The organism is Piscinibacter gummiphilus (assembly GCF_032681285.1).
Classification (GTDB): Bacteria; Pseudomonadota; Gammaproteobacteria; order Burkholderiales; family Burkholderiaceae_C; genus Rhizobacter; species Rhizobacter gummiphilus_A.
Genome location: NZ_CP136336.1, coordinates 2,672,905 through 2,698,105 on the forward strand (window position 1 = coordinate 2,672,905; position 25,201 = coordinate 2,698,105).

A 25,201-nucleotide genomic window follows, 5' to 3' on the forward strand; every position below is an offset into this window, starting at 1 on the left:
GCTGATCGAAGTACCGCGGTGCGTCGTGGGCCGGGCTTGACCTTCCCACGCAGGCAAGGCTTTAAATCACGCCAGCCCACGATCCACAAGAGGACTTCTCATGCAGCATGCACTTCCGTTTCGCCTGGAACCCGGCGCCCGCCGGATGGCGCTCGCGGCCTTCAACACCCGCCAAGAGATCGTCTGGTTCGGTTTCAAGGGGGTGTTCGAGGAGCCGTGGGCCGCGGCGATCCATTTCGTTCCGACGCAAGCGGGCATGCTGGGCGGAGGCGGCACCGCAGTTGGGCGACAGAATCTCCCGTACTCGCCTTGACCCGCCTTTCCCAGGTAAGAGCTCGGGCTGGTACGGGGAATGGTGGCGCAGATCTGCGACAACATTGGCCGACCACAGGAGGCTAAGACAGAATTAGCCGACTGTGAGTGGCCAGCCGCGACGCAACCTACCGACTCGGGTGGTCAGCGAAGGCAGGCGGAGCTACACACAGCCGATGTCGGCGCCGCCCTCGCCGATCTGCCTCGTCGAAGTGACGACGCATCGGCGCCCCGCCGCTTAAACACCGGTCAAGCGGGTGCCGCTCGACGAGCTTGCATCGCGTTCAGGCCAAAGCCGAGCAACGCCGCCAACAGCACCGCAACCTGTGCAAGGCTGGTCTGAAGCGTGGGGAAGATGCCCAAGACCGGCACGCGCAGGCTGCCTACCGGCGTTGCGCTGAGCCAGCCGGCCTCCTGCAGACCTGAGACGCCCTTGCCGGCCAGCACTACCGCCAGTACCGCCACCAGGATCGAGCTGAGCGAGAAGAACGTTCCGAGAGGCATGCGGGCGCTCGTGCACAGGAACACGGCAGCGATGATGGCGAGCAGGATCAGGCCGACGGCCAGTCCGGCCAACAGCGCTGAGCCGTGGCCATCGGCTGCCAGCGCCGAGAAGAAGAGAACCGTCTCAAAAACCTCGCGGTACACGGCGACAAACGCCAGCAGGAACAAGGCCCAGGCAGAACGGCGGGTCATGGCGGCCGACAGCTTGTCGCGCAGATAAGCCTGCCAGCGCCCGGCGCTGCTCTTCTGGTGCATCCACAGGCCGACCGACAGCAGCACTGCAGCGGCAAAGAGTGATGACAGCCCTTCGGTGACTTCCCGGCTGGCTCCGCTGACGCCCACCACATAGGTGGCGATCCACCACGTGACACCACCGGCGGCGAGGGCGGTCACCCAGCCGCCGTGGACATAGCGCAGTGCTTGACCCTGGTTGGCCTTTCGGAGGAAGGCAATCATGGCGACTACGATCAGCAGTGCCTCGACGCCTTCTCGCAGCAGGATGGTGAGAGCGGCAATGAAGCTGGTCGTGGCGTCGGCGCGGCCGGCGCTCAGCTCGCCATCCACGCGGGAGAACAGCAGATCAAGTTCGTGGGCCTTGGCCACGACGACATCGGCCTGTTTTGCGGCGATCGCGGAACGGTACAGCTGCATGGTGCGCTCCACCTCGACCAGCAGGTCCTTGTTGCGCGACTCCAGGGCTGCTTCCAGCGGCTCGAACCCGTCGAGGTAGGCTGACAACGCCAGACGGATGGCCTCGGTACCGTTTCCCGTCTCGAAGGCCTTCAAACTCGCTTGCATCTGTGATCGTGCGAGAGGAATGCCGGCCAACTGGTTGCCTGTGATGGCCTGGGGCTGGCTGCGCGCAAAGGCCAGCAGGTCAGTGGCCTGGGCACCCAGGCGCTGCACCAACAAGCTCTCGCTGGCCGTGGTGAGCGCCGCCAGGTCCGGCAGCGCGGCACGCGCCTTGGGGTCGTTCTGAAGCATCGCCGCGCCGCGCTCACGGGCGGCCGCATCGAACGAGAGCGTCCCGACATAGAACGCGAGCGCCCAGCGGTCCTGGTCCGGCAGCGCCTTAAACGACGGCATCGACGTGCCTTCGACGCCCTGCGATGTCACCTGGTAGAGGGCAAGGATCGAGCGCGCACGGGCGCGTCCCTTGTCCGTGAAATCGACGGGCTTGGGGTCGAGCGACTTGGCCGCTGGACCGTCCCCCCCGCCCGTGGGCCCGTGACAGGCCGCGCAATGCACTTGGTACAGCCGCTGTCCCTGTGCCAGATCCGGGGCCACGCGCGGTGCGACCGGGATCGGGTACGCCGTCAGCAAGAGGCCGTTGGCCTGCTGCGCAAGGTCAGCGACGCGGTCCGCAGGCGCCTTCTGCAGGACGGCATTGCGCAGCTGTTCGGCAAGTGACACCAATTGGCCATGTGAACCATGCGGTGGCAAGGCCTTCGCCTGCGCAACGGCGTTGTCGCTGAATTCCCGCATCTCCTGGTACTCACCTTCGCTGGTCACCACCCCATTGGCCACGGCGCCCGGGTAGTCCACCGCCACGTAGTCCAAGAGCTGCCAGAGTTGGCGAACCTGCTGGTCGTTGTCGACCGGCGTGTCGGCGGCCCAGGCAGGAGCGAGGGATGCGCCGAGGCCGACGGCGATCGCCATGAGGCAGCGTCCGAGGAATGCGGTCATGTTGAGTTCAGGATAATGATTCTCTTTCGCATTTGACATCCTTCCCCCATGGGAAGGTCAAGAGCCATGACACCAACATGACGGAGTTGTCATCTTGGCGTTCGGTCTCGGTTAGAAACCGGTTCGTACAGTGGCTCTCGCTGTCGAAACAGACCAGGGGTCGCTTATGAGCGTGGAGAGGTTGCCGCCGGACAACTATGGCGTCCGGGTCATGTGCAAAGACGATCGCGTACGACTCCTCTGGCTGGCCAACCAAGTCGGCGAAGACGCCTTGCGAAACAGCGTGCGCCGGTACCAGCACCGGTTCATTGGCAGCATGCCCTTTGTGTCGAAGATGATTCGCTGGCACAGGCTGGAAGCGTCCCCTGAGTTGTGCGCGTTGCACCGGCCTTAGCCCAGGTTTTGCGCTCCTCGCCGGGGGGAGCGCAATGCAACCGGCCACAGCCCGCGACCAACGGGTCGGAGTGCGTCTCAGACGCTCAACGACGCATCCATGGTCGCAAGCTGTGCTCCGGCAGACGAGCTGACTTGAAGTTTGCGGTGCAGCGCCAACCCGGGAGGACCAGGGCAAGAGACTGAACCAGGTCCGGCGGGCCTTCCACGAGGAATGTGCCTGCAGTGCACCTGAGCACGTTGCCACCTGCGCCCTTGATCTTCAAGCGGGCGCGGCGCAGCTCCCGCGCATCGGGTTCATGAGCTGTTCGCAAGACGAATATGCAATGCCGGCGCACTGCCTACCAGCCTGAGGTGGCGGCAACGTAGGCTCGAGCCGCATCCAAGACGTATTCGAAGCGTGCCTCGGGATCGGCGGCAATGATGCTAGCCGCCACTGGCTCGAAGCCACGTTGTTTGATCGCGGCTCCCAGCAGCACTTCCACTGGCGATAGCAGTCCAAGTTCCGGACACTCCCCGGCAAAGAACAACTGGGGGTGGCCGTCGGACTGCGCGAGCACGGCGAGCAGCTGTCCGAGTTTGTCCCCGGCCAGTGCAGGCAACGATTGATAGCTCGGAAAGCGCTGTTCGCCAGACACGGCCGGCCCGACGGCGAAGAGCTCGCCCGCGGCGGCGCGATGCCGCACCTCCTCGACTGTTATCCGGAGTTGGGCGGCCAGCTGCGCGGCGCTCACCGCCGCGAACGGATCGGCCTCGCCATCGAACAGCGGCAACTTGGTCCGCGGCTCAGGCCTGCTGGACGTCCTTCTGCCACGCGGCATGGCCGGCAGTGCACCGAATAGAAGGGTTCGTTCACCCTTGGGTTCTTCCGCCTTCTGGTCGAGTGTGTTGGTGAACTCGTTGCCTTCGAAGTCCTGGAAGACCAGCACGCTGTGTCCGACCGATTGTTCGACCGTCCATACCCGTTCGATCTGCCGCGCTTCCCATCGGCCGTCGCCTTCGTGTGACGGCGTCATCTGCTGCACGCTGACTGGCCGGCGCCCCCCGTCGACTCTCAGGAGCTCTCTGAGGTCCACGTCCCATGAGCAACACACCGAACGCAGCATCTCCACGTCGTCGCCAGAGACCAGGCACGTGACGATGAACCACGGTGCGCGAATCGACAAGTGCATCGCCCGAAAGCAATGCTCACCGTCGCCGGCCAGGGCCGACATCATCGGGTCTTCGAAACTCTCATGGGCAACGAACATGGCGGATCATGCGCTCCTGCGGTATATAAAGCCGACAGTGTGATCATAAAGACCGTCGCCCGCAGCGGTCGCCTGAGATTCGCAGGGGCCGGCCTCGGGGTTAGATGCTCATTCGGCATACGGTGGCGACGCCGCTAGGCTGGCGCGGAAAGGTTGCCATGCCCAAGTCCCTGTACAGCCGACACAACGAAATCTTCCTCACGCTGCTGCGTGACAGCCGCGAGTCGGTGCAGTTGCGCCAAGCCGACTTGGCGCTCTTGGTCGGCAGGGATCAAACCACCGTGAGTCGTGTGGAAACCGGCGAGCGCCGGCTTGACGTCCTGCAGTTGCGGCAGTGGCTGCGCGCCCTTGGCGTGGACTTCCTCGCCTTTATGAACGAGCTGGAACGGCGCCTGGGCGAGTCGCCCATCCTGGAGACCGTTCACCGCCTGCCCCCCGCCACACCCCTCGTGGAATTGACCTCCGTGGAGCGACGCCGCAAACGCTGAAACAGACAAGCGCTATGTAGATCCACCTTTATATAGCGTGGATCAATTTGGGCAGATGCCGGACCCTCCGGCGCATGTCCACCCGTGTCGCAAAACCGAAGACTGGCAGGCCGCGCGGCGCGGGAAGCTTCGACTCCGAGGTGGCGACGGTCGTGGGCGACGTTATCCGCAAAAACCGGCTCGCGGCCGGGATCTCCCAGGAGACGCTGGCGGACATGGCCAATGTCGGGCGGTCCTACTGCGGCAGCGTCGAGCGCGGCGAAAGCCAGCCGACGCTGTTCGTCGTCCTGAAGATGGCGGCCGCACTTGAGATCGAAGGGCACACGCTCGTGCGCCAGGTCGAGCACGCGCTCGCCAGGCGCCGCTTCAAAGGCGCGACCAAGCCCAAGCGAAGCTGAGAGCCTGCTCGGGCGACTTCGCGGCAGTCAATTGCGGTTCAGCGGATCCTGGTCCACGTAGACGACGGTACTCGCGAAGTCGTGCGGCGCGATCTTCGTCAGCGGCACGCCGCGGTTGTCCATGCCGTTGAAGGTCCAGGCGAACTGTTCCGCGCCCTTCACGAACTTGACCGTCTCACCGTAGTTGACGCGCACGACGCGGGTGGTGGTCACGTCGACCGTGCGGGTGGCCACCTTGCCGTCGGCGGGTTGTCCGTAGAAGGAGGCGCCGTTGCGGAAGTTGCCGCCGTCGTTGGCGAACGCGATCAGGGGTGCGGCGATGGCGGCAAGGGTGAGGGTGCGGGCAAAGGTCTTGATCATGGTGAGACTCCGTTGAGTGGCAGCGATCGACCTCTTCGATCGCCTGGAGCTCACTGTAGAAATCAGCCCCGAACGTCACGCCCACGACGGCATGACAGTTTGGTCATGTGGGAGACGGCTGTGGCAGAGAGGGCAGGGCGGCGAGGCTGAAACCGATCTCGGTCCAGCCGTCCGAGCTTTGGGCGTGGGTACTGCCCCCGTGCATGAGGGCGATCGCACGCACGATGGCCAGGCCGAGCCCGTGGTGGCCGCTGCTGCGCTCGCGCGCGGCATCGGCCCGGAAGAATCGGTCGAAGAGCCTTGGCAGGACAGCCGGATCGATGGGGGCGCCGGGGTTTCGAACCGTGACGTTCACATGCTTGGGTCCACGACTGAGACGGATCGTGATCACACCGCCTCGGGGTGTGTATCGAGTGGCATTGGCGACGAGGTTCAACGTCGCGCGGCGCACGAGTGTCGGGTTGCACACTGCCGTCGCATCCCCCTCGACCTGCACCCGCTGCTGGCGGTCCTCCAGCAGTGGCTCCAGGTACTCGTTGACCCGTTGCGCTTCGAGGCGCAGATCGGTAGGCTTGAGGCTGTCCGCGAGCTGCCCTTGGTCGGCCCGCGCGAGGAACAGCATGTCGTTGACCAGGCCCGCCTGCTCACGCAGCACTTCCAGGTTGAGCTCGAGCGTCTCGCGCAGTTCTGCCACGGCCCGTGGACGTTGCAATGCCACTTCCGTGGCGTTGATCATGGTGGCCAGCGGTGTGCGCAGTTCGTGCGCCACGTCCGCGCTGAAGGCCTCCAGCTGGCTGTAGGCGGCTTCCACACGCGCCAGCGCCCGGTTGAAGCTCTCCACCAGTTCCTGGAGCTCGGAGGTCTCCACCGGCGACAGGCGTGCCGACAGCGCGGAAGGGCTCAGGGCCGCGGCCTCCCGCGACAGCCGGCGCACAGGCTGCAGCGAGCGGCGGGTGATCCAGGCGGTCAGCAGGACGGTCAGTGCAACACCGATCCCGCACAGGATGCCGATGGTGGTCCGGTAGCGCTGCAGCAGGGCTTGCTGCCCTCGCACGTCGATGGCGACGATGAGCTCCGCGTTCGGCAGCACATCATGCGCCGGCAACTTGATGCGCAGCCCCTCCAGGGCCAGGCCGTCTTCGCGCCGCACCTCGACCCGTCCGAAGGCATCGGGCGTCACGGCAGGGCGGCGCTTCCCCCCGTACAACACCTCACCGGCATCGGTGACCAGCCACAGCCGCATGAGCCCGTCACCGATCAGCACGTCGTCCAGCCGATGGCTGAGGTGAGGCAGGTCCTCCGGTGTTTCCAGCTCTTCCAGGAAGTGGCGCACCACGTCCACCTTGCCGGCGAGCTCCTGCTCCCGCGCGCGCATGAACTCGGCTTCCAGCGCGCGCTGCAACAGCACCGCAACGACGGTGAAAACCAGCACGGCCAGGACGCACAGGGTCACGGTCAGGCGTGCCGCCATGGACCGTGCAGGGCTCACTCGCGCATCTCCAGGACGTAGCCCACACCGCGCACCGTGTGCAGCAGCGGTTTGTCGAAGCCGTCGTCGAGCTTGGCACGCAGCCGGCGCACCGCCACGTCGATGACGTTGGTCTCGCTGTCGAAGTGCATGTCCCAGACCTGCTCGGCGAGCACCGTGCGCGACAGCACTTCACCCGTGCGGCGCAGCAGCAGCGTGAGCAGGCCGAACTCCTTGGGCGTGAGATCGAGCCGCTTGTCGCCTCGGGTGGCCTTGCGACGGGCGAGGTCAACCTCCAGGTCGGCCAGTCGCAGCTGCATGAGCGGCTGGGGATTCTTGCTGCCGCGGCGTAGCAGCGCTTCCACGCGTGCCAGCAGTTCGCTGAACGCAAAGGGTTTGACGAGGTAGTCGTCGGCGCCGCCCTTGAGGCCGCTGACCCGGTCCTCCACCTTGTCGCGGGCGGTGAGCATCAGCACCGGCGTGTCCTTGCGCTCGCGCAGCCCGCGCAGCACGCCGAAACCGTCGATGCCCGGCAGCATGACGTCTAGCAGCACCAGGTCGTATTCGCCTTCTGTGGCCAGGTGCCGCCCGTCGATGCCATCGTGCGCCACGTCGACCACGTAGCCGTTTTCGGTCAAGCCCTTCTTGAGGTAGGCGGCCAGCCGCACCTCGTCTTCCACCACCAGGATCCTCATGGCGCGAGTGTGGCCCAAGGCCGCCCGGCTTTGCATTACGAAACCGTAATGTGGGGGTTCGGCTGGCGTCCGCAGCCGATCCCTAGAGTGGCGTTCATGGGTGCTTCGGATCGGCCGGAGCCCCGAGTTCAACCACTGGAGTTTGAGGATGAACGTCAAAGCACTGATCCTGTCTGCGGCCCTCGCGTCGCTTGCCCCCTGGGCCGCCATCGCCGCCACGGACGCCCCGGCTGCAGGCGCCACCGCCAGCGTCGGCTACACCACCGGCGAGGTGAAGAAGGTCGACGCCGAGCAGGGCAAGATCACGCTCAAGCACGGCCCGATCGACAACCTGGGGATGCCCGGCATGACGATGGTCTTCCGCGCCGATGCGGCCGTTCTGGCCAAGGTCAAGCCCGGCGACAACGTGCGCTTCAAGGCCGACAAGGTCGATGGCGCGATCAAGGTGACCGAGCTGGTGAGCCAGTAAGGGACCTGGGCCCGGGGATGCCATCCGCGCTCCCCTGACCCGGCATCGGATATTCAACTTCCACCGATCGATCGCCTAGACTTCCGCCCATGTGGCTCATTGTCCGAACCGCGCTGATCTGGCTGCTGGCCGTCGCTTTGCCCGTGCAAGGCGCGGCCGCGGCCACCATGCTGTCGTGCGGACCCGGCCACCACGGCGCAGCCGCGGGTGCCCACGCACATGCCGACGGTCCTGCCGGGGTGTCAAGCCACCACACGCACAACGGCGACGAGGCCGGTGACCACGCCTCTGGCCATGCCCATCCCCACGGGTCGACTGCCGGCCATCACGGCGGCGACGCGGCCACTTCGCAGGACCTGTCGGCCGACCCGTCTCCGGACGGCAGCCCGGTTCACAAGACCGCTGGCAAGTGCAGCGCTTGCGCTTCCTGCTGCACGGTCGCCGTGCTTCCGACCTCGGTATGGCCGATGGGATCCTCCCAAGCGGTCGACCGTGTGGTGCCCCAACTCGTGGCCCAGACTGCCGTCTTCATGACGGGCGGTCCCGAACGGCCGCCTCGAACCTTCCTCGCCTGACCGCCGTCGCCGCGTGTGACGGACGCTGACGCGTCCGCCGCGTCGGCCTGTACGACCACGCCAGGGCCTGACCGGGCCGATGCCTGATGCCCTGGCCGCGAGGAATCCATGTCATTGCACAAAAACGTCTGCCTGCTGGCAGCACTGCTGGCCGCGTCCTGGGGCGCCAATGCCCAGCCGGCACGGGCGGCTGCGCCAGGCGCTTCATCGGCCAGTACACCGGCGCCATCCACAGCTGCCGCCAGCCTCCCGGTAAACAGCGGGGGCACAGGGGCCGCCTCTGACAGCCTGCGATATCGCTCGGCGTTCGAAGGCTACCGGCGCTACGCCGACGAGCCGGTCACGCCCTGGAAGGCTGCCAACGATCAGGTCGGCCGCATCGGCGGCTGGAAAACCTATGCCAAGGAAGCCGCCGGCGACACCCCGGGCGGGGCCCACGGCGAGCATGGCGCATCGCCCGCACCGGGCGCCGCGCCAGCTGAGGCCACGCGGCCGGCTGCATCGGGTCCCACGCCGCCGCGCGCCGGGACGGCCACGACCGACAAGCCGTTCGGCCAGAGCGATACCGCGACGCCGCCCAAGGCCGCCCCGCGTCCCACGCAGGCCGGCTCACAGCCGGCTGCACCGGCGTCCAGCGCGACCCCTCCGGCCAAACCGGCCGACCACACCAAACACCACTGAGGAGCCCCGCATGAGATTCAGGGCCGTACCAAGCCCCCGGCGCACCACGGTCGCCATCGCGGCCGTTGCCGCGGCACTGCTGCTGGGCGGATGCGCCAGCACGGCGATCGACAAGAACTTCCAGGACGTGCAGAGCCTGACCCAGAGCCGGCTCGGCGCCGAGGTCAAGTGGCTCAACAGCGACGCCGCACGGCGGCAAGCGCAGTCCGATGTGGACGCCTTGCTGGCCAAGCCGCTGTCCGCCGACGATGCCGTGCGCGTAGCGCTCGCCTACAGCCCGGCGCTGCAGAGTGCGCTCTTCGAGAGCGCCGCGGCCTCGGCCGGTGCCACCCAGTCGGCCCGCCTGCCCAACCCGATCTTCACTTTCGAGCGGCTGGTGCGGCGCTCGGGTGGTGATGTCGATGTGGACATCGGGCGCATGCTGGGCATCTCGGTGTTCGACCTGCTGCTCCTGCCGCAGCGCCTGCGCCTGGCCGACTTCCAGCAGCAGCAACTGCAGATGCGGCTGGCGAGCGACGTCGTGCAGGCGGCCACCGATGCGCGCCAGAACTGGGTGCGCGCGGTGGCGGCTCAGCAGTCGGTGCAGTACTTCGAGCAGGTCAAGCGCACCGCCGACGTGAGTGCCGAGCTGGCCCGCAGGATGCAGGCGGTGGGCAACTTCAACCGGCTGCAACGGGCTCGCGAGCAGGCCTTCGCGGCCGATGCAGTGGCCGAACTGGCACGGGCGCGTCAGGCGGCATTGAGCGCGCGCGAAGCGCTGGTGCGCTCGCTCGGCCTCACGGCCGCGCAAGCGCAGCAGCTCAAGTTGCCGGACCGGCTGCCGGACCTGCCCAAGACGGTGCGCTCCGAAGAATCGGTCGCGCAGCAGGCGATCGACCAGCGGCTGGACGTGCGCCTGGCGCGTGCCGACCTCGAGTTCACCGCGAGAGAGCAGGGGCTGTCGAGGATCACGAGCGTGGTCAACGGCTTCCACGTCGCGGCAGTGCGCAACAGCGAGACCGGCTCCCCCCCGCAGAAGGGCTACGAGCTCGAGCTCCCACTGCCGATCTTCGATTTCGGGGACGCGGGACGCGCCCGTGCCCAGGCCACCTACATGGCCGCGCTCAACCGCACCGCGCAGATCGGCGTGGAGGCCACGTCGCAGGTACGCGAGACCTATGGCGGCTACCGCACCTCGTACGACATTGCCCGCCACTACCTTGACGAGGTCGTCCCCCTGCGCAAGACGATCGCCGAAGAGAACCAGCTTCGCTACAACGGGATGCTGATCGGCGTCTTCGAGTTGCTCGCCGATGCGCGCGAGCAGATCGGCAGCGTCGTGCAGGCCATCGACGCCCAACGCGACTTCTGGCTAGCGGACGCGGCCCTGCAGGCCTCGCTGATCGGCAAGCCCTCTGGCGGCGTGTCCATGGAGGCACGCCCGGCGGGCGGCTCCGGCGGCGCGGCAGCCCACTGAACTTCTACGGAGACCCCATTCCATGACTACAAGTCGACGCGGCTTTTTGACCGGCACCGCAGCAGCGGGTGCCGCCGTCGCGGCCTCCACGGTAAGCAAGGTGGCCATGGCGGCCTTGCCTGAGCCGGTCATCCAGACCAACCCCCTGACCGCCCCGCCGCTGGTGCCCAACACCGGCCGTCCCTACAACCCGATGGTGACGCTGAACGGCTGGAGCCTGCCCTGGCGCATGAACAACGGCGTAAAGGAGTTCCACCTGGTGGCCGAGCCGGTCGTGCGCGAGTTCGCGCCCGGCATGAAGGCGCACCTGTGGGGCTACAACGGCACGTCGCCCGGGCCGACCATCGAGGTGGTCGAGGGCGACCGGGTGCGTCTGTTCGTCACCAACAAGCTGCCCGAGCACACCACCATCCATTGGCACGGCCTGCGCCTGCCCAACGGCATGGACGGCGTGGGCGGCCTGACCCAGCCGCACATCCAGCCCGGCAAGACCTACGTCTACGAATTCGTCGTGCGGCGCAGCGGCACCTTCAAGTACCACCCGCACGCCGACGAGATGGTGCAGATGGCCATGGGCATGTACGGGATGTTCATCGTGCACCCCAAGGACCCGAAGTTCATGCCGGTCGAGCGCGACTACGGCTTCATCCTGACCGCCTTCGACATCGAGCCGGGCAGTTTCACGCCTCGCGTGAGCGAGATGACGAATTTCAACCTGTGGACCTTCAACTCGCGGGTCTTCCCCGGCATCGACCCGATGGTGGCCAAGCTTGGCGAACGGGTGCGAATTCGCATCGGCAACCTGACGATGACCAACCACCCGATCCACCTGCACGGCTACGAGTTCATGGTGACCGGCACCGACGGTGGCTGGACCCGTGAGAGCGCCCGTTGGAACGAGGTCACGACGGACGTGGCCGTCGGGCAGATGCGAGCCGTGGAGTTTCTGGCGGACGAGCCCGGCGACTGGGCGTTCCACTGCCACAAGAGCCACCACACGATGAACGCCATGGGGCACGAACTGGCCACCATGATCGGCGTGGACCACACCGGCATCGCCAAGGAGGTCAACAAGCTCATCCCCGACTACATGGTGATGGGCGAGCGCGGCATGGCCGACATGGCGGAGATGGAGATGCCCATTCCCGACAACACGCTGCCGATGATGACCGGGCAGGGTCCGTTCGGTCCGGTCGAGATGGGCGGCATGTTCACCGTCATGAAGGTGCGCGCCGACCAGAAGCGCGGCGACTTCAAGGATCCGGGCTGGTACCAGCACCCCAAGGGCGAGGTGGCCTACGAGTTCACCGGAACGCTCCCCGAGCCCGCCCGTTCGTTCTCCGCGGGTGGCCAATCGATGCCACTCGCCAAGAAGGGCAAGAGCGTCGAGATGCGCGTGCGCAAGCCCACCGGCAACGGCGGGCACAACGGCCATTGATTCCCGATGAAGCCTGGCCAACTCCAATTCATTCATCCACGTCACCACTCTGATTCACCGAGGACTCCCATGAAATCCAAATCCATTGCCCTTGCCATCGCGCTTGCCCTGAGCGCCTCCGTCGCCTTTGCGGGCGGCACCCACGCTGGCGGTCACGGCGACGAGAGCGCCATCGGGGTGCCGGGCGTGGCCGCCAAGGTCACCCGCACGGTCGAAGTCAACATGACCGACAACATGCGCTTCACGCCCGCCAGCATCGATGTCAAGCAGGGCGAGACGGTTCGCTTCAAGGTGAAGAACTCCGGCCAGGTGAAGCACGAGTTCGTGCTCGGCACCGAGAAGGAGCTCAAGGAGCACTACCAGGTGATGCTCAAGAACCCGGAGATGGAGCACGAGGAACCCAACATGATCACGTTGGCCGGCGGCAAGACGGGTGAGGTCATCTGGCAATTCACCAAGGCCGGCAAGGTCGACTTCGGCTGCCTGCAACCGGGGCACTGGGACGCCGGCATGAAGGGCGCGGTGACGGTCGCTAAGGGCAAGGCGCCGGCGGCGAAGGCGGCCGACGGCCACAACCACAAGCATTGAAAGGGGTGACGCGATGAAGCGCCGCGAGATGCTGGTCGCCGGTCTGGCCGCCGCCACGATGGGCGCCCAGGCCAATGCCGCCAAGCCGTCGCTTGAGGTGTGGAAGTCGCCCGAGTGCGGCTGCTGCAAGGGGTGGATGACCCACATGGAGAAGAACGGCTTCTCGATTGGCAAGGTCCACAACGATGGCAACACCGACGCCCGCAAAACCTTGGGCCTGCCACTTCAGGTTGGCTCCTGCCACACGGCGAAGGTCGGACCGTACGCCCTCGAGGGGCACGTTCCCGCGCGCGAGGTGCGGCGGCTTCTGGCCGAGCGCCCGGCGGCCGTCGGCCTGGCGGTCCCGGCAATGCCGCTCGGAAGCCCCGGCATGGACGGCCCCGATTTCGACAACCAGACCCAACCGTACGACGTGCTGCTGGTTCTTAAGGACGGCAGCACCCGTGTTTTCCAGTCCTACCGCTAAGGAGTCACCATGAAGAACGCCATTTCTCTGCTCTCAGTCGCCCTCGTCTTCGCCACCGGCAGCGCCTTCGCCGGCGGTGACCACGGCGGCGGCCACGGCCACGACAAGTCCACGAACACCACTGTGGCCCAGGCGGCTGCCGGTGCCGACATGGTGGACGGCGAGGTGCGCAAGGTCGACGCTGACAACAAGAAGATCACCGTCAAGCACGGCGAGATCAAGAACCTGCAGATGCCGGGCATGACCATGGTATTCCAGGTCAAGGACCCGGCGATGCTCAGCAACCTCAAGGTGGGCGACAAGATCCGCTTCGCGGCTGAAAAGTCGAGTGGCGCCATCGTCATCACCCAGCTCGAAGCGGCGAAGTAAGAACTGCCGGGTGGGGCGCCATACCGCGCCTCACCCCTGAAGCGAGGCATCGACATGCCACACGAGCTGCGCGGAATCGAGCACCAGTCCGCCGAGTTCTACACACAGCTGTTCACGGCCGGGCTGGTGTTCGCGGTGGTAGTCGTCGCCTTCGCTTACTACCTGCACCGCAAGCACGGACACCTGCTCAAACGCCCCCCGCATGACGGCAAGGCGGTGCCACGCAAGCGCAAGCGTCATGGCCGACGACCACGATCCTGACCTTTCCATGGAGTCCAGCTTGAAACACCTGTCATCACGTCCCCATTCTGTCGCGGCGCTTGTTGCAGCCGCCATGGTGGGCACTCCCGCACGGGCAGAGCTCATCAACGTGCAGTGGGACGGGCAGGGCGCTTATGAACGTTCGGTGCAAATCGGGGCCGGCAAGCTCGTCGAGGTCTGCACGCGTCTCACGCGGGGCCAGACGATCGCCTGGTCCTTCAAGAGCCTGACGGCGCTCAACTTCAACGTCCACTACCACGAAGGGCAGAAGGTGGTGTTCCCAGAAAAGCGCGATGCAGTGGCCGAGCTGAGCGGCGAACTCAAGGTACCCGTGGACCAAGACTACTGCTGGATGTGGTCCAACAAGGCGGGCGTTGCGACTTCCCTCTCCGTGCGTTTGCAGCGTCAGCCTTGATGGCGTGAACCACGAGCACCCCCTTCAAAGACCTAACGAAATAAATGCGCATGTAGATTCAGCCGCACCGTCTACACGTCTTGCAACGCATTCACACGATGCCGACCTCACTGAGCCGGCAGGGTTGGATGCGTTTTGCGTTTCGTCTGTTTTGGGTGTTGAGCGCGGTGAAGTGCCAAGCGTGTTCGGGCCTTTCGCTTGCCCAAGGTTCTAGCCGAATCCGCGGCATCTGAGAAGGAGTACGAGATGGCCCACCAACAGTACACATCGTGTATCGACGCCTGCGACGCGTGCGCAACCGCCTGCAGTCATTGCGCAACGGCTTGCCTGCAGGAACCAGATGTCAAGGCCATGGCTCGGTGCATCGCGCTTGACATCGACTGCGCCGAGATCTGCAGACTCGCCTCGGCCGCGATGGCGCGTGACAGTGAACATGCGCAAGCGATTTGCCGCCTGTGCGCCGACATCTGCGAAGCCTGCGGTGAAGAGTGCGGCAAGCACCAGATGGACCATTGCCAAGCCTGCGCGCAGGCGTGCCGCCGTTGCGCGCAGGAATGCCTTCGCATGGCGCAGGCAGCCCGGACCACGTCGCCAACGGCCCGCTCGGCCGGGCACGCGCACTGACCCGGCCAACAGGAGCAATCTTCCATGAAGCACATCCACCACCATCTGGTTCGACTCGCCTTCGCGAGTGCGATGGCATTCGCCGCCTCGGCGTCTCAGGCTGTTTCACAAGCGCCTGGTGTCGGCCTCACGGCCGGCTACGAGATCGAGTTCATGCAGCTCGCGATCGACCACCACTACACCGCATTGCGCGCCACCGAGCTCGCCGCCGGCACCGACACTCAGCGCAATGGGGAGATTTCGCCCATGGAGGGCACATCTCCGACGCCGGGCTTCGCCGCCACCCCGGCGAAGGCCGCGCTCGACGACCTCAAGTCGCTGGCCCGGCGCAACAACCGGATGCAGCGCGAAGAGATCATGACCCTCAAGACGTTCCTGCGCGAGTGGTACGGCATCGACTACCAGCCGCGCGTCCGCCCGGACGGCCGCAAGATGCTTGCCTTGCTCGATCAGGCGAAGCCGGGCGCTGACTTCAACCACGTGTTCCTTGAGGTGCTCAGCCGCCACCACTACACCTTGATGGAGCCGGTGAACGGCTGCATCACCGGAAGCGACTTGCGACATGAAGCCTTGCGCCGCGAATGCTCGAGCATGTGGCACAGCCAGACGGCCGACATCCAGATGATGCGAGAAGAGTTGCACAAGCATTTCGGCATCGCGGACTACCAGCCGTTCAAGGGCCGCGACCCGCTGCGCGAGCCGATGGACACGCCGCGCGGGCAGCACACGGGCAGTTCCCAGGAAGCTCAATGAAAGGCTGGTGTGCCCAAGCTCGACGCACTCGCCGTGGCAATGCACCCACAGACTGCGTGGATAACGCGAAGAATGCTGGACTTTGCCACGGTGGGAAGCTTCACAGTTCCATCACACCAACACTTCCTGATGGAGCTTCAAATGATTGTGTTCAACGTCAACGACATGACCTGCGGCCACTGCGTGGGTGCGGTCACCAAAGCGGTCAAGGCGGTCGAGCCCGGCGCGACCGTCTCGGTCAACCTTGCCAACAAGCGCGTGGAAATCGAGGCGACCAGCGCCGACACGCAGACGCTCAAGTTGGCGATCGAGGAGGCCGGCTACACCCCAGTGGAAGTGGCCGGTGCGTCGCAGCCAGCGGCGGCCCGCGGGGGCAGCTGCTGCGGCACCTGCCACTGAGGCGTGGCTTGACGCCGGTCAAGCAAGCAGGAATGGCAGGGCGCGACGATGGTGGCCATGGCAACCTCCACAACACCCGCCGTGACCACCACATCGCGTTCTCGCTGGTTCCTGCCCGTTGTCGCCGCGGCCTGGCTCGCCGGCGCCGCGGGAGCGTATTTCCTGCTGACCCGGCATTTCGACCATGCCCTGCAGGCACTGCCGTATTTCATCCTGCTGGCCTGTCCGTTGATGCATCTCTTCATGCACCGGCGCCACGGTCACGGGCGGCAGCCACAAGACCCACAACAACACGACCGGTGACAACTGGGCGAGTCGCTCGCCCCATCGGCGGCCTGCAAGACCTGCAGGATTCAGGAGCACGAGATGGACGAGCGAAACACCCCCTCGCGGGGCGCAGCCCCTGCGCCCGCGTCAGGTCCGGCCGTTGATCCCCACGCGGGCCACCGCCACGGTCATGTACATCCGCAGATGAATCCCCACGGGGGAATGGGTACGCCGGACGCGGCATCTGAGGGCTACTACGTGTGCCCTATGCACCCCGAGGTGCGCTCCGACGCGCCCGGTCGTTGTCCCAAGTGCGGCATGAACCTCGTGCGTGACACAGGCGAAGGCCCAAGCGGCGTGGCCCATGGTGCGCAGCCGGCCTCTCAAGCTGTTTCCCATACGCACGCGCACCAGCACGCGCATCACGGCCAGAGCGAGGCGCTTGCGGTGCCGTCAATGGCAGTTCCCGCTTCCGCCCCTGCCTCGCCGTACGTGCCACCCGTCGATCGTGGATCACAGCCGGTGGAGCCCCAAGGGGCGACGGTGTACACCTGCCCAATGCATCCGGAGATCCGGCAGGACCGTCCGGGCAATTGCCCGAAATGCGGCATGACGCTGGAGCCGCTGATTCCGGAGGCGACGGCCGACGACGACAACCCCGAGCTGCGCGATTTCTCGCGCCGATTCTGGTGGACGCTCCCGCTGACCGTGGTCGTCACGGTGTTAGCGATGGCCGGACACCGTCTGGGCTGGATGGATCCCGCGCGGCAGAGCTGGCTCGAGCTGGTGCTCTCCTTGCCGATCGTGTTGTGGGCAGGGTGGCCGTTCTTCGCCCGCTGCGCCCAGTCCTTCCGCCACCGCAGCCCCAACATGTGGACGCTGATCGGCATTGGCACCGGCGCCGCATTCCTGTACAGCGTGGTGGCGACCGTGGCGCCGCAGGTGTTTCCTGCAAGTTTTGCGGCGCACGGGCGCATCGGCGTCTACTTCGAAGCCGCGGCGGTCATCATCTCGCTGACTTTGCTCGGCCAGATGCTCGAGTTGCGTGCGCGCTCGCAGACGTCGGCGGCCATCAAGTCTTTGCTGGGCCTGTCGCCCAAGACCGCGCGGCGCATCGAGGACGACGGCTCTGAAGCCGATGTGCCGCTGACCCATGTCCACGTGGGTGACCGGCTGCGCATCCGCCCGGGCGAGAAGGTTCCGGTCGACGGCGTGGTGCTGGAGGGTTCCAGCGCGATCGACGAAGCGATGCTCACCGGGGAGCCAGTGCCCGTCACCAAACGCCCCGGTGACAACGTGATCGGCGCGACGATCAACACCTCCGGCACGCTCGTCATGCGCTCCGAGAAAGTCGGCTCGCAGACGATGCTGTCTCAGATCGTGCAGATGGTCGCTCAGGCGCAGCGCTCCAAGGCGCCGATGCAGCGCATGGCCGATCAGGTGGCCGGATACTTCGTGTTGGTGGTGGTGGGGATCGCCTTGCTGTCGTTCTTCGCCTGGGGCATCTTCGGCGGAGAGCAGGGCTGGCAGTACGGCCTCATCAACGCAGTGTCGGTGCTCATCATCGCCTGTCCCTGTGCCCTGGGTCTGGCCACACCCATGTCCATCATGGTGGCCACCGGGCGTGCCGCGACGCAAGGCGTTCTCTTCCGTGACGCCTCTGCGATCGAGAACTTCCGCAAGGTCGACACGATGATCGTCGACAAGACTGGCACGCTCACGGAGGGCAAGCCAGCCTTCGAGCGGGCGCTCGCCGCGGCGGGGACGACCGACGAGGAAGTGCTTCGCCTGGCTGCCAGCCTCGACCAGGGCAGCGAACATCCCTTGGCGCAGGCGATCGTCGATGCGGCGAGGAGCCGCCAGCTCCCGCTCGCCGCCGCTGTCGATTTCGAATCGTCCACCGGCATCGGTGTGCGCGGCACGGTGGAAGGCCGCCGGCTGTCACTCGGCAACACCGCGCTGATGGAGCAAGATGGCGTCGACGTGTCGGTGCTGCGCTCGCAGGCGGAGCAGTTGCGAGAACACGGCAGCAGCGTGATGTTCCTCGCCCGTGACCGTCAGCTGCTCGGGCTGCTCGCCGTGGCGGATCCGATCAAGGCGAGCACCCCGGAAGCGCTGCAAAGCCTGCACGACGCGGGCATGCGGGTGGTAATGGCCACCGGCGACGGCCTGACAACCGCGCGCTCGGTCGCCCAGAAGCTGGGCATCGACGAGGTGCATGGCGAGGTCAAGCCCGCTGACAAGCTGGCGCTGGTCGATCGGCTGCAGCGCGAAGGACGCGTCGTCGGCATGGCTGGCGACGGCATCAACGACGCACCGGCGCTGGCCAAGGCCGACGTCGGCGTGGCGATGGGAACCGGCACCGACGTGGCGATGAACAGTGCCCAGGTGACGCTCGTCAAGGGCGACCTGCGTGGCATCGCTCGTGCTCGGGAGATTTCCGAGAGCACCGTCGCCAACATGCGGCAGAACCTCGGCTTCGCGTTCATCTACAACGCGTTGGGCGTGCCGCTTGCGGCCGGCGTGCTGTACCCGTTCACGGGCTGGTTGCTGTCGCCCATGATCGCAGCGCTGGCCATGAGCCTGTCGTCATTCAGCGTGGTGACGAACTCGCTTCGCTTGCGCTCAAAGCGTTGATTTGAGCCACGGTAAACGCCTTGCCCCGCGACCGCGGCACCCCAAGGAACCGTATCCAAACCAGCAAGAAGGAGTTCGACATGGACCACAAAGCTCATGCCCACGCCGAGCACGGTGAAGCCGCAGGCGCCGGGACTGCCCATGGCGGTTCGTCCAGCCAGGCATATTGGATGTTCGCGCTCAATCTGGCCTTGAGCCTGATTCCGATGTACCTCGCCATGTTCACCATGATCGACGGGTGGAGCGACTTTCGGAACAACGTGAACATGCTCTACATGGCGCTGACCATGCTGGCCCCGATGGGCATCATCATGCTGGCAACCATGGGCACGATGTATGGCAACAAGCGGCTCAACGTGGCGCTCTATGTCGGCTTGGCGGTCCTGTTCGCCGCTTCGCTGTTGGCAACACGCCGCCAGGCGCTGGTCGACAACCAGCAGTTCGTCGACTCGATGATCCCGCATCACTCGGGCGCCATCCTCATGTGCCGAGAGGCCAAGCTCACCGACCCGGAGCTTCGCAAACTTTGCGATGACATCGTCAAGGCGCAACGCGCAGAGATCACCCAGATGGAGGCGATCGCCGCGCGCCTGCGTTCAGGCAAATAGCCCAACGTGGACGGCCTCTGAGGCGCTTCTCACTAGCGCAGGTGCCCATCGCATGACCGGATTGTCACGTAGCCGACAGCGTCCCGTGGGGAGCGACTCCCTAGAGTAACTGGCATGGTGGCCCGTCGGCCGCTGCACGTCATCAAGGAGCGCTCCATGTCCAAGCACTTTCACTTTCTCGCCACGGCCGTTGTTGCCTTCGCGTCCATCACCGGGTCGGCTTACGCTGCTCATCCCAACGTGGATAGCTTCGACGGCATGAATCGGCTTCCCGCAACACATTCGCAGTTGCCACAGCGTCAGAGCGACAGCGACGCGGCGACGCACGCCAACTCCTCGGGCATCGATCGGTACGACGGGATGAACCGTCGCGAGGCCGCGAACACGGCGTCAAGCCACGGGGACGACGAATCGCACATTCACGTCAGCCCAACGAAGCGTGATCGCCGCGACGGCATGATGCCGGCCAAGCAGCGCTGAGCCTAGCGAGACAGTCGGTCGGCGTGCGGCGAGACGACAGGCCGATTCCCTTGGCCGGGGCGGAATCGCGCTATAACGGCGTCAGGACGCGGACGCCACATCGGCCGACCGCATGATGGATCGGCTCGTTGGCCACGCATGGATTCAGGCGTGCGAGACGATCGCCAGATCGTTTGCCACGGGACCGGGGGACCATGTCGCAGCCACTTTCATTGCTCATCGATCGCTGGAAGGCGGACGAACACGCCACGCATCGCACCTGGTTCCTGTGGGAAGAACGACTGAAGAACTTTCGGTCGATTCGACGTGGTATCGGTCAGGTAGTGCGTGAGGTCGAGGCAGGAACATTCGGGAACGCCTACCGGGGCTCCTCTTTGGAGACGGTCGTCGGATCCATCGCCGAGCAGCGGCAGATCTTCAAGGGCGCAGACCATGCTTTTCTGTGGAAGCCGAAACTGCGCATTCCCGACATCTACGAAAACCCGGTGAATCAGCGTGCGTTCGGCCAGTTGCTCCATGCATGCGACTGTTGCGACAACGCAGAGGCACTCGTGGAGGCGGTAAACCGCATCGATGCACTCAAGATCAAGGGGCTCGGTCCGGCCGTAGCGAACCTGCTGTACTTCATCCATCCGACCTTCGTGTTGCCGTTCAACACCGCCATCGTCAACGGCTACAACGCCGTGACGGGCAGCAATGTCAAGCTCGGACGCTGGGACCACTACCTGTCGATGCGCGAAGGCGCGATGAGGCTGAACGCCACCTACCGGCATCAGTTGTCCAACGATTTGGGCGCCATCGCCGGCCTGCTGTTCGACATTGGCAGTGGCCGCTACTCGGCGCCACCACGTGGAGACGATGCCCAAGGACTGGCAGCGTGGGAAGAGGACCTGTCGCGGGTGCGAGAAGAGTCCGCCGCGGCGGCGAAGCAGTGGGCTGCGGCGCGCGAGAGCGACACCACCCACACCCAGATCCAAGGGTGGCTGCGCGATCTGGGCAAACGCCTGGGATTCTCCGTGTGGATCGCATCGAACGACCGCGGGCGGGCGCATGAGGGCGGGCAGTTGGGTGACGGTTGCCTGACCGAGTTGCTCCCGGGCGCCATGGGAAGCGCCGACGCGGTGCGGCTGATCGACGTGGTGTGGGTCGAGCCGTCGACGCGGAAAGTGGCTGCGGCCTTCGAGGTGGAACACTCCACGTCCATCTATTCTGGGATCGTGCGCATGCTGGACCTGGCACTCGGAACCGAGGTCGGCGCGGCCAGCACCTTGTTCCTGGTCGCCCCCGATAACCGGCGTGACGATGTGGCAGCCCAGCTTCGTCGCCCGGCGTTCTCTCGAGTGTCGGAGCTCGGCATCCGCTATCTGCCGTACAGCCAGCTCCAGCAGCACCGGGACGCCATTGCCCGGTTCGGCAGCGGCCTCAAACCGGTCCTGGAGATCTCCCAGTTGCTGTGAGCGCGGGAGAGGCGAGAAATGTCTGGCCGTCTCCCGTGCCTGTGACCCTTGCGCGGTAAGGCGTTTTATTTGGATGCTTGACTCTCCCATTGTGGGAAGCTTAAGACTTCGTTTCATGCCGACAAGACGGCCATGAAAGGACTCCGATGAACACCGCCACCTTGCTGCACCCAGCCGTGCCCACACGCGAATGGTCTTTCCCTGTGGAAGGCATGACCTGCGCCTCCTGCGTGCTGCGCGTCGAGAAATCGCTCGCCGCCGTGCCCGGAGTCGCAGATGTGACGGTGAACCTGGCCACCGAGGCTGCGACGGTGCAGGCCGACGCATCGGTCAAGCCCGAGGCGCTACAGGCGGCCATCGAGAAGGCCGGCTACAGCGTGGCCGCGCAGACGCTGGAGTTGCAGATCGAGGGCATGACCTGCGCTTCCTGCGTTGGCCGCGTCGAAAAGGCATTGAAGCGTGTGCCCGGTGTCGTGAACGCCGAAGTCAATTTGGCCACCGAGCGAGCCCAAGTGAGGATGGCTGGCAGCGCGGACGCGGCAGCCCTCATCGCGGCCGTCGAAAAAGCCGGTTACACCGCCAAGCCTGCCATTGAAGCAGATCAGCCGTCTTCTGGCCTGGCGTCTTCGCCAAAGCTTCCCGACTGGTGGCAGGTGGCCGTCGCCGCCGTGCTGTCGTTCCCACTGGTCGTCCCGATGGTCGCCGACCTGTTCGGCCTCGACTGGATGCTGCCGGGATGGCTTCAGCTCGCTTTGGCGACTCCGGTGCAGTTCTGGCTGGGCGCGCGCTTCTACAAGGCGGGCTGGAAGGCGCTGCGCGCCGGCGCCGGCAACATGGACCTGCTGGTGGCACTCGGCACGAGCGCCGGTTACGGCCTGAGCGTGTACCAGTTGTGGGTGCACAGCGGCCACGGCATGACGCACCTCTATTTCGAGGCGTCTGCGGTGGTGATCACCCTGGTGCTGCTGGGCAAGTGGCTCGAAGGCCGCGCCAAGCGACAGACCACGGAAGCGATCCGTGCGCTCAACGCGCTGCGTCCGGAGCATGCCCGTGTGCGTCGCGCTGGCGTCGATGTCGACGTGCCTGTCGCCGCCGTCAAGGTGGGTGACCTGGTGGTCATCCGACCCGGCGAGCGGGTGCCGGTGGATGCCGAGGTGGTGGAAGGCGCAAGCCAGGTCGACGAGTCGCTGATCACGGGCGAGAGCCTCCCGGTGGCCAAGCACGTCGGTGACAAGCTGACCGGCGGCTCGGTCAACGCCGAAGGCCTTCTCATCGCCAGGACGATCGCGGTGGGCGCCGAGTCGACGCTGTCGCGCATCGTGCGCCTGGTGGAGTCGGCGCAGGCCAAGAAGGCGCCGATCCAACGCCTGGTGGACCGGGTGAGTGGCGTCTTCGTGCCGGTGGTGATCGGTATCGCGGCCATCACCCTGCTGGGCTGGGGGCTCGCCACGGGCGACTGGGAGGCGGCCATCCTGAACGCGGTCGCGGTGCTCGTCATTGCCTGCCCGTGTGCCCTGGGCCTTGCCACGCCGACAGCCATCATGGCCGGTACCGGTGTCGCCGCCCGTCACGGCATCCTCATCAAGGACGCCGAAGCCCTCGAAGTCGCGCACAGTGTGAAGGTGGTCGCATTCGACAAGACCGGCACGCTGACCGAGGGCAAGCCGGAGTTGGTGGCCTTCGAAGCCGCCGATGGTCAGCATGCCGCGCTGCTCGGCACCGCTGCGGCAATCCAGGCGAACAGCGAGCATCCGTTGGCCCGTGCCGTGATGGATGCAGCACGCCGTGACCAGGTCGGTGTGCCGATGGCGAGCGACGTGCGCGCCGTGGCAGGGCGAGGCATGGCCGCCACGGTGCGAGGCCGGGCGCTGCGGCTCGGCAGCACACGCTTCATGGAAGAGCTGCGCGTTGACCTCTCGCCGCTGAAGTCACGCGCGATCGAACTCGAATCGCAAGGCCGGACCGTGTCCTGGCTCGCTGAGGCGGGAGATCGACCGAGGCTGCTCGGCTTGCTCGCCTTCGGCGACGCGGTCAAACCCAGCGCTGCGAAGGCGGTTCGGCGACTGCGTGATCTGGGCGTGAAGACAGTGCTCGTGACCGGCGACAACCGCGGCAGCGCCCGCATGGTGGGCGAGCAACTGGGGATGGACGAGATCGAGTCCGAAGTGCTGCCCGAGGACAAGGCCAACATCGTCGGCCGCTTGAAGCTCGGAGGCGACCGGGTGGCCATGGTGGGCGACGGCATCAACGATGCGCCGGCGCTGGCCGCCGCCGACGTGGGCATCGCCATGTCCACCGGCACGGACGTCGCCATGCATGCGGCAGGCATCACGCTCATGCGTGGCAACCCGGCGCTCGTGGCCGATGCAATCGACATTTCACGCCGCAGCTACGCCAAGATCCGTCAGAACCTCTTCTGGGCGTTCGTCTACAACGTGGTCGGCATCCCGCTTGCAGCCTTTGGCTTGTTGAGCCCCGTGATCGCCGGCGCGGCGATGGCATTCAGCAGCGTGAGCGTCGTCACCAACGCCTTGATGCTGCGCCGTTGGAAAGGAAGCGAAGAATGAAGCACGCCGCGACAGACACCGTGGCCTCCGGTCCCTACAACATCGGGGAGGCCGCCAGCCGCTCGGGCGTCACCGCCAAGATGGTCCGACACTACGAGTCGCTCGGCTTGCTGCCCAAGGTCGGCCGGACCGACTCCGGCTACCGCCAGTACACGGACAAGGAGGTGCACACCCTGCGCTTCATCCGTCGCGGCCGCAGCCTCGGCTTCAGCATGTCGGAGATCTCCGAGCTGCTCAAGCTGTACCAGGACCGGCGCCGCGCGAGCGCGAACGTCAAGAAGATCGCACTCGCCCATGTCGAGGACCTGAACCGCCGCATGGAAGAAATGGCCGCCATGAAGCGCACGCTGGAGCGCCTGGCCGAGTGCTGTCACGGCGACCATCGGCCCGACTGTCCCATCCTCGACGAACTGGCAGATTGACATGCCCGTGATCAAGATCCTGCCGCACCCGGACTACGCGCCCCAGGGTTCCACCATCCAGGCTTTACCGGGCACCTCGATCTGCGAGGCGCTGCTCGAGAACGGGATCGACATCGAGCATGCCTGCGAGATGTCATCGGCCTGCACAACGTGCCACGTGGTCGTTCGCCAGGGGTTCGAGTCGCTCAACGAGATCGAGGAAGGTGAGGAGGACCTCCTGGACCGCGCCTGGGGACTCGAGGCGCAGTCCCGGCTGTCGTGCCAGGCCGTGCTCGCCGATCAGGACGTCACCATCGACATTCCCCGATACACCATCAACCACGCCCGCGAATGAGCCACGAACCCGAGAAGCCTCCTGCAGAGTCAAAGTCGCACTGGGAGGAGGTCTACAACACACGAGCACCGGAGGCCGTCAGTTGGTACGCCCCGCACCTCATGACCTCGCTTGCCTATCTGAAGCGCACGGGAATGCCGCACACCGTGGCCATCGTTGATATCGGCGGGGGCCAGTGCGTGGGTAGGTCAAAGAGGCGGTCAAGTCCGTCGAGCCTGGCACGACCGTCTGGGATCAACTTCGTCAACAAGCACGTCGCACCGAGGCGGCCAGCGGCAATACGCAGGCGCTGAAGTCGGCATCAACGAGGCCGGCTACACCCCATTGGCGGCCGCCCGTGTGGTCCAGCTGGCCCAACCCGCAGCGAAAGTTGCTGCGCCA

Annotated in this window: 29 protein-coding genes; 23 read left to right on the forward strand and 6 right to left on the reverse strand. The window is 65.8% G+C overall.

Annotation, left to right across the window (positions count from 1 at the left end):
- Positions 1 to 100: 100 nt before the first annotated feature.
- The gene (locus RXV79_RS12525) at positions 101 to 313 is read left to right on the forward strand and encodes a hypothetical protein (protein WP_316703763.1); all 213 of its coding nucleotides are present in this window, start codon (positions 101 to 103) and stop codon (positions 311 to 313) included.
- Positions 314 to 561: 248 nt separating this feature from the next.
- On the opposite strand, the gene RXV79_RS12530 is transcribed toward RXV79_RS12525, so the two are convergent.
- Both RXV79_RS12530 and RXV79_RS12535 read right to left on the reverse strand, forming a co-directional pair.
- Entirely contained in the window at positions 562 to 2,502 is a 1,941-nt protein-coding gene (locus RXV79_RS12530; RefSeq protein ID WP_316703764.1) for an FTR1 family protein, read from the reverse strand.
- A 734-nt stretch (positions 2,503 to 3,236) separates the two neighbouring features.
- Positions 3,237 to 4,145, reverse strand: a complete 909-nt coding sequence (locus RXV79_RS12535) for a hypothetical protein (protein WP_316703766.1) — start codon at positions 4,143 to 4,145, stop codon at positions 3,237 to 3,239.
- A 158-nt stretch (positions 4,146 to 4,303) separates the two neighbouring features.
- Here RXV79_RS12535 and RXV79_RS12540 point away from each other — a divergent pair, with 158 nt between their 5' ends.
- Positions 4,304 to 4,633 (forward strand): helix-turn-helix domain-containing protein, encoded by a 330-nt coding sequence (locus RXV79_RS12540; protein WP_257824300.1) that lies wholly within the window; start codon positions 4,304 to 4,306, stop codon positions 4,631 to 4,633.
- Positions 4,634 to 4,707: 74 nt separating this feature from the next.
- A complete protein-coding gene (locus tag RXV79_RS12545; RefSeq protein ID WP_257824297.1) occupies positions 4,708 to 5,031 on the forward strand; it encodes a helix-turn-helix domain-containing protein in 324 nt (107 codons plus the stop codon).
- A gap of 27 nt (positions 5,032 to 5,058) precedes the next feature.
- Here the strand turns inward: RXV79_RS12545 and RXV79_RS12550 are convergent, their stop codons facing one another.
- The 3 genes from RXV79_RS12550 to RXV79_RS12560 all read right to left on the reverse strand — a co-directional run bounded on the left by RXV79_RS12550 (position 5,059) and on the right by RXV79_RS12560 (position 7,554).
- Positions 5,059 to 5,391: a CzcE family metal-binding protein gene (locus tag RXV79_RS12550; protein WP_316703771.1), complete on the reverse strand. Its 333-nt coding sequence runs from the start codon at positions 5,389 to 5,391 to the stop codon at positions 5,059 to 5,061.
- A gap of 103 nt (positions 5,392 to 5,494) precedes the next feature.
- Positions 5,495 to 6,862 carry a heavy metal sensor histidine kinase gene (locus tag RXV79_RS12555; protein ID WP_316703773.1) on the reverse strand — a complete coding sequence of 456 codons (1,368 nt, stop codon included), beginning with the start codon at positions 6,860 to 6,862 and terminating at the stop codon, positions 5,495 to 5,497.
- Between the two features lie 14 nt (positions 6,863 to 6,876).
- Positions 6,877 to 7,554 carry a heavy metal response regulator transcription factor gene (locus RXV79_RS12560; protein ID WP_257824291.1) on the reverse strand — a complete coding sequence of 226 codons (678 nt, stop codon included), beginning with the start codon at positions 7,552 to 7,554 and terminating at the stop codon, positions 6,877 to 6,879.
- Between the two features lie 148 nt (positions 7,555 to 7,702).
- Between RXV79_RS12560 and RXV79_RS12565 the strand changes: the two genes are divergently transcribed.
- The 8 genes from RXV79_RS12565 to RXV79_RS12600 all read left to right on the forward strand — a co-directional run bounded on the left by RXV79_RS12565 (position 7,703) and on the right by RXV79_RS12600 (position 13,596).
- Positions 7,703 to 8,023 carry a copper-binding protein gene (locus tag RXV79_RS12565; RefSeq protein ID WP_316703776.1) on the forward strand — a complete coding sequence of 107 codons (321 nt, stop codon included), beginning with the start codon at positions 7,703 to 7,705 and terminating at the stop codon, positions 8,021 to 8,023.
- Positions 8,024 to 8,112: 89 nt separating this feature from the next.
- Positions 8,113 to 8,598 carry a hypothetical protein gene (locus tag RXV79_RS12570; protein ID WP_316703778.1) on the forward strand — a complete coding sequence of 162 codons (486 nt, stop codon included), beginning with the start codon at positions 8,113 to 8,115 and terminating at the stop codon, positions 8,596 to 8,598.
- A 108-nt stretch (positions 8,599 to 8,706) separates the two neighbouring features.
- Positions 8,707 to 9,279 (forward strand): hypothetical protein, encoded by a 573-nt coding sequence (locus RXV79_RS12575; RefSeq protein WP_257824288.1) that lies wholly within the window; start codon positions 8,707 to 8,709, stop codon positions 9,277 to 9,279.
- A gap of 10 nt (positions 9,280 to 9,289) precedes the next feature.
- Positions 9,290 to 10,735, forward strand: a complete 1,446-nt coding sequence (locus tag RXV79_RS12580; protein ID WP_316703780.1) for a TolC family protein — start codon at positions 9,290 to 9,292, stop codon at positions 10,733 to 10,735.
- A gap of 22 nt (positions 10,736 to 10,757) precedes the next feature.
- Positions 10,758 to 12,173 (forward strand): multicopper oxidase family protein, encoded by a 1,416-nt coding sequence (locus RXV79_RS12585; RefSeq protein WP_257824284.1) that lies wholly within the window; start codon positions 10,758 to 10,760, stop codon positions 12,171 to 12,173.
- Between the two features lie 69 nt (positions 12,174 to 12,242).
- The gene (locus RXV79_RS12590) at positions 12,243 to 12,761 is read left to right on the forward strand and encodes a cupredoxin domain-containing protein (RefSeq protein ID WP_257824283.1); all 519 of its coding nucleotides are present in this window, start codon (positions 12,243 to 12,245) and stop codon (positions 12,759 to 12,761) included.
- A gap of 13 nt (positions 12,762 to 12,774) precedes the next feature.
- Positions 12,775 to 13,227 carry a DUF411 domain-containing protein gene (locus tag RXV79_RS12595; protein ID WP_257824282.1) on the forward strand — a complete coding sequence of 151 codons (453 nt, stop codon included), beginning with the start codon at positions 12,775 to 12,777 and terminating at the stop codon, positions 13,225 to 13,227.
- A gap of 9 nt (positions 13,228 to 13,236) precedes the next feature.
- Positions 13,237 to 13,596: a copper-binding protein gene (locus tag RXV79_RS12600; protein WP_257824281.1), complete on the forward strand. Its 360-nt coding sequence runs from the start codon at positions 13,237 to 13,239 to the stop codon at positions 13,594 to 13,596.
- Positions 13,597 to 13,626: 30 nt separating this feature from the next.
- On the opposite strand, the gene RXV79_RS12605 is transcribed toward RXV79_RS12600, so the two are convergent.
- A complete protein-coding gene (locus RXV79_RS12605; RefSeq protein WP_316703785.1) occupies positions 13,627 to 13,836 on the reverse strand; it encodes a hypothetical protein in 210 nt (69 codons plus the stop codon).
- On the opposite strand from RXV79_RS12605, the gene RXV79_RS12610 reads away from it, so the two are divergent.
- From RXV79_RS12610 to fdx, 12 genes are all read left to right on the forward strand, one after another.
- The gene (locus RXV79_RS12610) at positions 13,835 to 14,272 is read left to right on the forward strand and encodes a hypothetical protein (protein ID WP_316703787.1); all 438 of its coding nucleotides are present in this window, start codon (positions 13,835 to 13,837) and stop codon (positions 14,270 to 14,272) included. The genes RXV79_RS12605 and RXV79_RS12610 overlap by 2 nt on opposite strands.
- Before the next feature lie 246 nt (positions 14,273 to 14,518).
- Complete coding sequence (locus RXV79_RS12615; RefSeq protein ID WP_257824278.1) at positions 14,519 to 14,896, forward strand: four-helix bundle copper-binding protein; 378 nt, start codon at positions 14,519 to 14,521, stop codon at positions 14,894 to 14,896.
- Between the two features lie 153 nt (positions 14,897 to 15,049).
- A complete protein-coding gene (locus RXV79_RS12620; RefSeq protein WP_316703790.1) occupies positions 15,050 to 15,649 on the forward strand; it encodes a DUF305 domain-containing protein in 600 nt (199 codons plus the stop codon).
- A 141-nt stretch (positions 15,650 to 15,790) separates the two neighbouring features.
- A complete protein-coding gene (locus tag RXV79_RS12625) occupies positions 15,791 to 16,048 on the forward strand; it encodes a heavy-metal-associated domain-containing protein (RefSeq protein WP_257824276.1) in 258 nt (85 codons plus the stop codon).
- A gap of 57 nt (positions 16,049 to 16,105) precedes the next feature.
- Positions 16,106 to 16,351, forward strand: a complete 246-nt coding sequence (locus RXV79_RS12630) for a DUF2933 domain-containing protein (protein WP_316703793.1) — start codon at positions 16,106 to 16,108, stop codon at positions 16,349 to 16,351.
- Positions 16,352 to 16,519: 168 nt separating this feature from the next.
- Positions 16,520 to 18,952: a copper-transporting P-type ATPase gene (locus RXV79_RS12635; protein ID WP_316703795.1), complete on the forward strand. Its 2,433-nt coding sequence runs from the start codon at positions 16,520 to 16,522 to the stop codon at positions 18,950 to 18,952.
- A 20-nt stretch (positions 18,953 to 18,972) separates the two neighbouring features.
- A complete protein-coding gene (locus tag RXV79_RS12640; RefSeq protein WP_257824262.1) occupies positions 18,973 to 19,560 on the forward strand; it encodes a DUF305 domain-containing protein in 588 nt (195 codons plus the stop codon).
- A gap of 156 nt (positions 19,561 to 19,716) precedes the next feature.
- Positions 19,717 to 20,040 carry a hypothetical protein gene (locus tag RXV79_RS12645; protein WP_257824261.1) on the forward strand — a complete coding sequence of 108 codons (324 nt, stop codon included), beginning with the start codon at positions 19,717 to 19,719 and terminating at the stop codon, positions 20,038 to 20,040.
- A 194-nt stretch (positions 20,041 to 20,234) separates the two neighbouring features.
- Entirely contained in the window at positions 20,235 to 21,497 is a 1,263-nt protein-coding gene (locus tag RXV79_RS12650) for a type II restriction endonuclease (RefSeq protein WP_257824258.1), read from the forward strand.
- A 146-nt stretch (positions 21,498 to 21,643) separates the two neighbouring features.
- Positions 21,644 to 24,064: a heavy metal translocating P-type ATPase gene (locus RXV79_RS12655; RefSeq protein WP_316703798.1), complete on the forward strand. Its 2,421-nt coding sequence runs from the start codon at positions 21,644 to 21,646 to the stop codon at positions 24,062 to 24,064.
- Positions 24,061 to 24,486 (forward strand): Cu(I)-responsive transcriptional regulator, encoded by a 426-nt coding sequence (gene cueR / locus RXV79_RS12660; RefSeq protein WP_257824254.1) that lies wholly within the window; start codon positions 24,061 to 24,063, stop codon positions 24,484 to 24,486. Before RXV79_RS12655 ends, cueR begins: the two co-directional genes overlap by 4 nt.
- A gap of 1 nt (position 24,487) precedes the next feature.
- Positions 24,488 to 24,820 (forward strand): ISC system 2Fe-2S type ferredoxin, encoded by a 333-nt coding sequence (fdx, locus tag RXV79_RS12665; RefSeq protein WP_257824252.1) that lies wholly within the window; start codon positions 24,488 to 24,490, stop codon positions 24,818 to 24,820.
- The last annotated feature ends 381 nt before the right edge of the window (positions 24,821 to 25,201 follow it).

What these genes read in the sequence shown, in the direction of transcription:
- RXV79_RS12525 (WP_316703763.1), top strand. Translation starts at nt 101, where the DNA reads ATGCAGCATGCACTTCCGTTTCGCCTGGAACCCGGCGCCCGCCGGATG.
- RXV79_RS12530 (WP_316703764.1), bottom strand. Translation starts at nt 2,502, where the DNA reads ATGACCGCATTCCTCGGACGCTGCCTCATGGCGATCGCCGTCGGCCTC.
- RXV79_RS12535 (WP_316703766.1), bottom strand. Translation starts at nt 4,145, where the DNA reads ATGTTCGTTGCCCATGAGAGTTTCGAAGACCCGATGATGTCGGCCCTG.
- RXV79_RS12540 (WP_257824300.1), top strand. Translation starts at nt 4,304, where the DNA reads ATGCCCAAGTCCCTGTACAGCCGACACAACGAAATCTTCCTCACGCTG.
- RXV79_RS12545 (WP_257824297.1), top strand. Translation starts at nt 4,708, where the DNA reads ATGTCCACCCGTGTCGCAAAACCGAAGACTGGCAGGCCGCGCGGCGCG.
- RXV79_RS12550 (WP_316703771.1), bottom strand. Translation starts at nt 5,391, where the DNA reads ATGATCAAGACCTTTGCCCGCACCCTCACCCTTGCCGCCATCGCCGCA.
- RXV79_RS12555 (WP_316703773.1), bottom strand. Translation starts at nt 6,862, where the DNA reads ATGGCGGCACGCCTGACCGTGACCCTGTGCGTCCTGGCCGTGCTGGTT.
- RXV79_RS12560 (WP_257824291.1), bottom strand. Translation starts at nt 7,554, where the DNA reads ATGAGGATCCTGGTGGTGGAAGACGAGGTGCGGCTGGCCGCCTACCTC.
- RXV79_RS12565 (WP_316703776.1), top strand. Translation starts at nt 7,703, where the DNA reads ATGAACGTCAAAGCACTGATCCTGTCTGCGGCCCTCGCGTCGCTTGCC.
- RXV79_RS12570 (WP_316703778.1), top strand. Translation starts at nt 8,113, where the DNA reads ATGTGGCTCATTGTCCGAACCGCGCTGATCTGGCTGCTGGCCGTCGCT.
- RXV79_RS12575 (WP_257824288.1), top strand. Translation starts at nt 8,707, where the DNA reads ATGTCATTGCACAAAAACGTCTGCCTGCTGGCAGCACTGCTGGCCGCG.
- RXV79_RS12580 (WP_316703780.1), top strand. Translation starts at nt 9,290, where the DNA reads ATGAGATTCAGGGCCGTACCAAGCCCCCGGCGCACCACGGTCGCCATC.
- RXV79_RS12585 (WP_257824284.1), top strand. Translation starts at nt 10,758, where the DNA reads ATGACTACAAGTCGACGCGGCTTTTTGACCGGCACCGCAGCAGCGGGT.
- RXV79_RS12590 (WP_257824283.1), top strand. Translation starts at nt 12,243, where the DNA reads ATGAAATCCAAATCCATTGCCCTTGCCATCGCGCTTGCCCTGAGCGCC.
- RXV79_RS12595 (WP_257824282.1), top strand. Translation starts at nt 12,775, where the DNA reads ATGAAGCGCCGCGAGATGCTGGTCGCCGGTCTGGCCGCCGCCACGATG.
- RXV79_RS12600 (WP_257824281.1), top strand. Translation starts at nt 13,237, where the DNA reads ATGAAGAACGCCATTTCTCTGCTCTCAGTCGCCCTCGTCTTCGCCACC.
- RXV79_RS12610 (WP_316703787.1), top strand. Translation starts at nt 13,835, where the DNA reads ATGGCCGACGACCACGATCCTGACCTTTCCATGGAGTCCAGCTTGAAA.
- RXV79_RS12605 (WP_316703785.1), bottom strand. Translation starts at nt 13,836, where the DNA reads ATGACGCTTGCGCTTGCGTGGCACCGCCTTGCCGTCATGCGGGGGGCG.
- RXV79_RS12615 (WP_257824278.1), top strand. Translation starts at nt 14,519, where the DNA reads ATGGCCCACCAACAGTACACATCGTGTATCGACGCCTGCGACGCGTGC.
- RXV79_RS12620 (WP_316703790.1), top strand. Translation starts at nt 15,050, where the DNA reads ATGCAGCTCGCGATCGACCACCACTACACCGCATTGCGCGCCACCGAG.
- RXV79_RS12625 (WP_257824276.1), top strand. Translation starts at nt 15,791, where the DNA reads ATGATTGTGTTCAACGTCAACGACATGACCTGCGGCCACTGCGTGGGT.
- RXV79_RS12630 (WP_316703793.1), top strand. Translation starts at nt 16,106, where the DNA reads ATGGCAACCTCCACAACACCCGCCGTGACCACCACATCGCGTTCTCGC.
- RXV79_RS12635 (WP_316703795.1), top strand. Translation starts at nt 16,520, where the DNA reads ATGAATCCCCACGGGGGAATGGGTACGCCGGACGCGGCATCTGAGGGC.
- RXV79_RS12645 (WP_257824261.1), top strand. Translation starts at nt 19,717, where the DNA reads ATGTCCAAGCACTTTCACTTTCTCGCCACGGCCGTTGTTGCCTTCGCG.
- RXV79_RS12650 (WP_257824258.1), top strand. Translation starts at nt 20,235, where the DNA reads ATGTCGCAGCCACTTTCATTGCTCATCGATCGCTGGAAGGCGGACGAA.
- RXV79_RS12655 (WP_316703798.1), top strand. Translation starts at nt 21,644, where the DNA reads ATGAACACCGCCACCTTGCTGCACCCAGCCGTGCCCACACGCGAATGG.
- cueR (WP_257824254.1), top strand. Translation starts at nt 24,061, where the DNA reads ATGAAGCACGCCGCGACAGACACCGTGGCCTCCGGTCCCTACAACATC.
- fdx (WP_257824252.1), top strand. Translation starts at nt 24,488, where the DNA reads ATGCCCGTGATCAAGATCCTGCCGCACCCGGACTACGCGCCCCAGGGT.